The organism is Mitsuaria sp. TWR114 (assembly GCF_007997345.1).
In genome coordinates, this window is the sequence record NZ_VOSR01001003.1 from 1 (window position 1) to 1,860 (window position 1,860).

2 protein-coding genes are annotated in these 1,860 nt (G+C 68.3%); one reads left to right on the top strand and one right to left on the bottom strand.

From position 1 onward, the window contains the following. The coding region (locus FUT87_RS26750; protein WP_147242945.1) for a LysM peptidoglycan-binding domain-containing protein at positions 1 to 1,037 on the bottom strand (1,037 nt) is incomplete at its 3' end. 226 nt (positions 1,038 to 1,263) lie between these two features. Here FUT87_RS26750 and def point away from each other — a divergent pair. Continuing rightward, on the top strand, positions 1,264 to 1,776 hold the full coding sequence (gene def / locus FUT87_RS26755; RefSeq protein ID WP_091727960.1) for a peptide deformylase: 513 nt from the start codon (positions 1,264 to 1,266) through the stop codon (positions 1,774 to 1,776). The last annotated feature ends 84 nt before the right edge of the window (positions 1,777 to 1,860 follow it).

Here is a 1,860-nt window from a genome sequence, read left to right on the forward strand (position 1 = left end):
TTCACTTCCTCGCGGCGGGGCGTCGTCGGATCGCGCACGACACGGCCGCTGTGCCAGAGCGCCAGCACATGGCCGCGCTCCAGGCCATCGCGGCTGCCCTTGTTGAGCGCGACGATCTGGTTCTGGCCCGCGGTGATCGCGTCGCCGTAGATGGACACGATGTAGCCATCGATCGCGCCAGCCGGCGCGTGCGGCACATAGCTCGTGTAGGAGCGCGGCGGAATCGGCGCGATCCGGTCGCCGGGCTGCGCTTCCAGGCGGTTCAGCGTCAGCGTTAGCGTCGCGGGGACTTCCTTGGTGCTAGCCGTCGCGGGCGTGCCGGCGCGGGTCAGGTCCGCGGTGCCGACATAGACGGCCTCGTAGCCCAGCACTTCCTTGGACACCGGGTCGCGCAGCGGGCGCGGCTCTCGGAACACGCGGTAGGCATCGATATCGGGCGTCAGGTTGCCTCGCACATAGGCCCGGTCGCCCTTGGTCATCCAGACGCGGTTTTCCTGCGCCGAGACGATGCGGGGGGCCGTCGCCAGTTCGTTGCCGTTCAGGACGACCGCCTCGTTGAGGAAGGGCTCGATCAGGTGCTGCGGGATCGCGGCGATGGAGCCGTCGTACAGCGACTCGGCGCGCACGCGCGGCGAGAGCTTGACCGTGCCGCCGGCCGCGCCGCCGACATCGCGACCCACCTGCAGCCGCGCGCGGCCGTCGGACTTGATCAGCATCAGCACCTGGCCCGGGTAGATCAGGTGGGGGTTGCGGATCTGGTCGGTGTTCATGCCCCAGAGCTCAGGCCAGCGCCACGGGCTCTTCAGGAACAGGCCGGAGATGGCCCAGAGCGTGTCGCCCGACTTGACGGTGTAGGTGTCGGGCGCGTTCGGCGCCAGCTCCGACAACGGCACACCGGCCTGCGCGACCTGCTGGGCGGTCTGGCGCTGGTCGGGCGTGATGGGGTAGTTGCCTGCCGCGAAGGACGTCGTGGCGGCAGAGGCCGCCAGCAGGGCTGCAAAAATCGTCGTCAAGCCCAGCGGCCGCCTTTGCGTCATTACTTGTTCTCCCGCGCCGAGATCGAAGGCCCCTCGTGGCCAATGGCGCTTTTGTGACGAGGGCCGTGCAGTCCGCCAAATCGGCGAAAATCGACCTTCTCGCTGGCGGCGATTCTGCCCCGGTTCAGGGGCACCCGCAATGAAGGTGCCCGCCGTCCCTTGCAAGCCCTTACAAACAGGCGTTGTGCGCCGTCCACAGCGGTCCACCACCCTCCGCGTCCCCACCATGGCGAAACTTTCCATTCTTCGATACCCCGATCCGCGCCTGCACACCGTCGCCAAGCCGATCACCGCCGTCGACGACCGCATCCGCGCGCTGGCTGACGACATGCTGGAGACGATGTACGACGCTGACGGCGTCGGCCTCGCCGCCACGCAGGTGGACGTGCACGAGCGCCTGCTGGTGATGGACGTCTCCGAGGAACGCAACCAGCCGCTGGTGCTGATCAACCCGGAACTGGTCGCGCGCAGCGAGGAAATGATGGAAGGCGAGGAGGGCTGCCTCTCGGTGCCGACCATCTACGACAAGGTCATGCGTCACAAGAAGGTCACCGTGCAGGCGCTGGACCGCGACGGCCACACCTTCCAGTTCGACGCCGAGGGCCTGCTGGCCGTCTGCGTGCAGCACGAGATGGACCACCTGGCCGGCAAGGTGTTCGTCGAATACCTGAGCCCGCTCAAGCGCGAGCGCATCAAGACCAAGCTGGTGAAGAAGGCCCGCGAGGACGCCAAGCGCTGATGGCCGACGCCCCGACCCCCGACGGCCTGCGCGTCGCCTTCGCCGGCACGCCCGAGTTCGCGGCCGTCGCGCTGCAGGCGCTGC